The organism is Microvirga tunisiensis (genome assembly GCF_009296175.1).
Taxonomy (GTDB): Bacteria; Pseudomonadota; Alphaproteobacteria; order Rhizobiales; family Beijerinckiaceae; genus Microvirga; species Microvirga tunisiensis.
Genome location: NZ_VOSK01000477.1, coordinates 1 through 4,013, shown reverse-complemented (window position 1 = coordinate 4,013; position 4,013 = coordinate 1). Strand labels below are relative to the sequence as shown.

The 4,013-nt window shown below is 59.5% G+C and carries 6 protein-coding genes; 5 read left to right on the top strand and 1 reads right to left on the bottom strand.

Translation table 11 applies throughout. The annotated features are described in order from the left end of the window. Nucleotides 1-144: DUF6429 family protein (locus tag FS320_RS49135; RefSeq protein ID WP_244626992.1), on the bottom strand; the 144-nt coding region annotated here is incomplete at its 3' end. Between the two features lie 1,551 nt (nucleotides 145-1,695). On the opposite strand from FS320_RS49135, the gene FS320_RS39650 reads away from it, so the two are divergent. The 5 genes from FS320_RS39650 to FS320_RS39630 all read left to right on the top strand — a co-directional run bounded on the left by FS320_RS39650 (nucleotide 1,696) and on the right by FS320_RS39630 (nucleotide 3,861). After that, nucleotides 1,696-1,986: a hypothetical protein gene (locus FS320_RS39650; RefSeq protein WP_152717908.1), complete on the top strand. Its 291-nt coding sequence runs from the start codon at nucleotides 1,696-1,698 to the stop codon at nucleotides 1,984-1,986. Nucleotides 1,987-2,031: 45 nt separating this feature from the next. Next, nucleotides 2,032-2,289, top strand: a complete 258-nt coding sequence (locus tag FS320_RS39645; protein WP_152717906.1) for a hypothetical protein — start codon at nucleotides 2,032-2,034, stop codon at nucleotides 2,287-2,289. A 29-nt stretch (nucleotides 2,290-2,318) separates the two neighbouring features. Further along, entirely contained in the window at nucleotides 2,319-2,576 is a 258-nt protein-coding gene (locus tag FS320_RS39640; protein ID WP_152717904.1) for a hypothetical protein, read from the top strand. Nucleotides 2,577-2,966: 390 nt separating this feature from the next. Then, nucleotides 2,967-3,404 (top strand): hypothetical protein, encoded by a 438-nt coding sequence (locus FS320_RS39635; protein WP_152717902.1) that lies wholly within the window; start codon nucleotides 2,967-2,969, stop codon nucleotides 3,402-3,404. 133 nt (nucleotides 3,405-3,537) lie between these two features. Next, entirely contained in the window at nucleotides 3,538-3,861 is a 324-nt protein-coding gene (locus FS320_RS39630) for a hypothetical protein (RefSeq protein ID WP_152717900.1), read from the top strand. Nucleotides 3,862-4,013 lie beyond the last annotated feature (152 nt).

The window sequence follows — 4,013 nt, the reverse complement described above, 5'->3', positions numbered from 1 at the left end:
GACTGGGTCGCCGATCAAGCCCTTCTTGTGAAGCCGATCCGTCGTTGCCCAGTCGAAGCCCTTCCAGGCACAACGCTCGTTATGCAGCGTCAGCCATAACAGCGCCAAAACGGCATCGTCGATCTTGTCCTCATCGATCTCCATGAACCGACGTTACCACGCGCGGCACCCAAAATCCCGCGGCCCCGCTCGGATGGATACTTATAATCTTGCACGGTTCGCGATTTGACTGATGTGCCCGACTAGTGTGCCGGACAGCACACCCTCTTGGCACACCACGCTTCGAAAGGGTCATCACCAGCTTGGAGCATCGGTGTGCCGGATTGGTGTACCGGCAGGCACACCCGCGAGGCACACGATCCTGTGCCGATTAGATCTCCGCTTATGACTGAGGTGTGTCGCGGATGTGCGCCAACTGGCACACCCTTTCGACACACCTCCGCCTACGCATTCGCCAGTTCGGCGTGCTCGGATTGAGGACCCTTATAGACTCACGGCTGTGCCAAGCGGCTGTGCCAGTAAGCACGTCCGCTTGGCACACCGCTAGATGCCGCGTGTTGGTTCACTTGATTATCCGCGGATGGACTCGTCTGGCTAAATTTCGCATGCGCTCCTGCACGCAAGCTGGACATACTACGCATCAGGGACTCAGAATCGGACGTGTCGCCACGGTGTGCCGACTGACACACCTTTGTGGCACACCCTATAATTCCACCAACAGCGGCGGGTGTGTCACGTCGCCGTGCATTTCGGAACACCCGCGTGTCACATCTCCTTTTTCCCCGGTGTGCCTATGGATGTGTCAGCCTGTCACCGCGCATGACACACCTTAATTACTATAATTCTTTATTTTCAATGGTTTGCGGCCTCTCAATTACAGATTAATCGCAAACCAAAATCAGATTGTGAACGAGGCGGGGCGTTAGTTTTTTCAGCAAAGAGAATTAACATAGGCGCCTGACATTCATCGCATGCTGGAATCTTGCGTCCATGCTACTAAGGAATCTGAGCTTGCCTCAATTTTCCGCTGGCTCGTCCTCCTGCAAAGGCATTCAGTAGTGCGCGCTGTGCGTCTTGTAGGTGTGCCGCGAGGCACACCCCGTTGGCACACCCTCCGACCCTCCAGTTTTCGCCAGGTGGCATGGAAGAGCGCCGACAGAATATGCGGAACGTCCGTCCAGTTGGTGTGAAAAGCAATGGTGCCGTACACGACGGCAAAAACGATGTGGCGCACGCCTTTTGCGTGCGTCTTAAAGTACTCCACGGTTAAAACCTCAGGAAAGGGTTAGTTGTCTCTCCGGTCGCACAGTTCGTTCGCGCGACCATCTTCAAGACAAGATCATCTTACTTCGGCTGACCCCGGATTCCCTAAATTAAACTGCACCCTGCCACGAACTTTTCGCCTGCTCTCCATCACCAAACCCAGAGAGGACGAAATGCGGAAAGGGACTTCGCCGATCTCCGATCTTCAGCGTGCCAAAGCCGCGCGGGTCCAAGTCTTCGCGGAGGCCTCTGCGATGCAGAGGTCCGGCCTACCGGCACGCGCCATCCTCGCGCACCTGAGGTCGAATCTTGTCGAGCCCGCCACATGGCGGGAATTCGCCTCTACTCCACGCCGTGCCGGCCGCACTGGCTGATCGCCGAACTTCCCGGTCCTCCAGCCTGCCTGAAGTTCACCGAAAGGCTCCACGCGTCATGATCATTCCGCTCAAGCCGTCAAAACCCGTCGAGATCAGCGTCACCCAGGTTTGCCTCGCCTTCAATCAGGCGCGGAATGAGCGCCGATGCCCGTACGAGATCCTCTCAAACGATTTCAAGGTGCCGGAGGAACGCGCCCATCTCGCCGCTGTCCGGGCTTTCGCCGGCGGCTTCATCGACTTCGAGGCTGGAGGACTGCGCAACGGCTGGCTCACCACAGCCGGACACCAGCGGGTCGCCGAGGCCATGTATCAGCACTTCGCCTCTCAGTTGGCTCTCGCCTCATAGGGTTGGGCGATCACCGATCTGGCCCAAACCCCGGAAGGAAGCCCCATGGAAATCGAGCGCCGCATTCAGTTCGAGCAGGCCCGCATGACAGCTCGCTCCCTGCTCGGCTCTCGCTTCACCCCAGAAGAGGCCGAGGTCGCAGCTGAGCTCGCAGCCCAGAGGCATCCCGGCACCGATGCCAAGGCGCTCGCCGACCGAATCTGCTCGGACCGGGCCAGCGGCATGCGAAGAGCCATGAACCTACTGAGCCTCGCCCACGCCCAGGTTCAGGCCGATGCCACGGCGGCCATCCGGGGCATCTGACCCACCCCATCCTGTCAGAAGGAAGCCATATGTCCCGCAGGCGCAAGAATGCCCAGCCGCCCGAGCACCCCATCGAGGCTGAGCTGCGAAAACCCCAAACCATCGGCTCGCTCGAGGTTCTGGCCGGCATCGACCGGTCCGAGGCAGGGCGGAAGGCCTTCTGGGAACGATTCCGGACAATCACGCCGGCGGGCGCCAGCCTGGACGCCGGATGTGCCGAACTGCGCCGCTTGGCCCGGGAAAAGGCAGGTCTCCTGCCCCAGGGCAGCATTGGAGCCCAGACATAAGGATTGTTAACGGCTGAGCCGTAACAGAAGAATTAGTCGAGCGGAAAGCCAGGGGCGGCCAGGCCCCCACACCCGGACAAGCTGTCGGGTGTCAAAAGGGCGTAAGCATCGCTCGGCTAACCGGAGGACACCAATATGTGGTGGTACTTCCTACCCCGCATAAGCGGGTCATTCAGGATCGCAAAAGAAAAGAAGGACAGCTGGTCCCTGTCCTTCTCATTCTCGATCAACTGAGTAAAACGGGTGAGGAGGGGAAACCCTCCTCATCCACTCCGGTAGATATAGCACTAACCCCCGGCCATTGCCAGCGTTCCAGCATAGCTGAAAGGAATCGTCTCCTCCTCGATCTTCGGTTGAACTTCGATCGATCCCAAATCCCAGGAGAGGACCATGGACGCAGCCGCAACAGAGAACCTGCCGGCCGACCCGATGACCGACCTCAGCCATGTCCTCATCCGGTCCTACAATGGCGATCAATTTGATCCCTTTATGGTCCACGGCCACCCCTACATGGCCGAACGCCCGGACCGGATCGTCCGCGCCTGCTTCTACTATAGCGTGGTGATGACCCCGAAGCTCACGGCCATCTATGACAATTGCGACCGCGGCGGCATGTGCGACATGACCCCTGACGAGATCGCCGTCATCTGGCGGACGCCCGCCCTCCTCGAAAAGCTCGGGACAACCTTTGAGGCGCTCCAAAATGGCACCGCCGTTATGGATCTGGATCTTCGTATCCCGCCCGACATCAACGTCTGGGAGGAGATCGTGAAATCCGACATGGCCAAGGCCGCCGAGGAAGCCAAGGCCGCCCGGCAGGCCGCATAAGGCCTCCCTGTTCGACTATCCCCCTCTTGCCCTCGTGTCGCCGGCGGGGCCGGTTCCACACGGCGTCAGATCAAGGCCTTTCCTCTGATCCGCCCCGTGAACTTCGATCGTCTCAAATCCCAAGGAGGAAAGCATGAGCACGCACGCTGAGAGGGCCCTTCGCGCCATCATCGCCCGCATCCAAGGGAACTTCGAGGATCCAGATCTCAAAGAGTTCGGGCCTCTTTCCGCCGGAACCCTGACAGATGTGCTCGCGATCGCAGGAATGGCGCAGCAGATGAAGGACCCGAGCCCCGACATCGCCGGCTATTCGGTTTACCTAACCGTCTCCGAATACCAGTACGGCCCGTTCGATAGCATGGGCGAGGCCTCAGCCTACGCCATCAGAGAGGGCCTCAAGGAATACCAGGTCCGGCCACTTCAGGCTCCCGTTGAGAATCCTGTCGTCACCCTTTGATCCCTGAACCCGCCTCATCGGCGGGTTTTTTCGGTGTGCCGAGCATGTTCGACAGCTTGGAAGTGTAAGTCTTCTACCCAGCCTGATGGCGGCGAAGGGTTAGCGAAGTGCAAGGGCGCCGTCGTGAGGCGGGGTCTGAAGGAAGCATGGAG

What these genes read in the sequence shown, in the direction of transcription:
- FS320_RS39630 (WP_152717900.1), top strand. Translation starts at nt 3,538, where the DNA reads ATGAGCACGCACGCTGAGAGGGCCCTTCGCGCCATCATCGCCCGCATC.
- FS320_RS39635 (WP_152717902.1), top strand. Translation starts at nt 2,967, where the DNA reads ATGGACGCAGCCGCAACAGAGAACCTGCCGGCCGACCCGATGACCGAC.
- FS320_RS39640 (WP_152717904.1), top strand. Translation starts at nt 2,319, where the DNA reads ATGTCCCGCAGGCGCAAGAATGCCCAGCCGCCCGAGCACCCCATCGAG.
- FS320_RS39645 (WP_152717906.1), top strand. Translation starts at nt 2,032, where the DNA reads ATGGAAATCGAGCGCCGCATTCAGTTCGAGCAGGCCCGCATGACAGCT.
- FS320_RS39650 (WP_152717908.1), top strand. Translation starts at nt 1,696, where the DNA reads ATGATCATTCCGCTCAAGCCGTCAAAACCCGTCGAGATCAGCGTCACC.